The 385-nt window shown below is 76.6% G+C and carries 1 protein-coding gene; it reads left to right on the top strand.

Annotation, left to right across the window (positions count from 1 at the left end; genetic code table 11):
- A partial coding sequence (locus tag E1298_RS47560) for a LysE family translocator (protein ID WP_165976017.1) occupies positions 1 to 385 on the top strand: 385 nt, incomplete at both ends.

The following is a 385-nucleotide window of genomic DNA, read 5'->3' as shown; positions in this document are numbered from 1 at the left end:
GTGTGGGGGCTGGCGGCGGCGGTGGGGCTGTCGGCGCTGCTGGCGGCGTCGCGGCTGGCCTATGACGGGCTGCGGATCGCGGGCGCGGCGGTGCTGGTGTGGTTCGGGGTGCGGGCGCTCTGGCACGCGCGGCGGGGCGCCCCGGCCGCGGCGCTGGTGGCCGAGGACGGCGGCGCGGGCGGCGCGGTGTCGTCGTGGCGCTGCTACCGGCTGGGTCTGGTGACCAATTTCGCGAACCCGAAGGCGGGGGTGTTCGCGGTGTCGTTCCTGCCGCAGTTCGTGCCGCAGGGGTGGCCGGTGCCGGTGGCGCTGGCGGGGTTCTCGGTGCTGTGGGCGCTGATCGACCTGGTCTGGTACGCGGTGGTGGTGTGGCTGGTGGGGGCGG

The sequence above is a fragment of the Actinomadura rubrisoli genome, assembly GCF_004349215.1.
Lineage (GTDB): Bacteria > Actinomycetota > Actinomycetes > Streptosporangiales > Streptosporangiaceae > Spirillospora > Spirillospora rubrisoli.
This window is presented reverse-complemented; position numbering and strand designations above follow the sequence as displayed.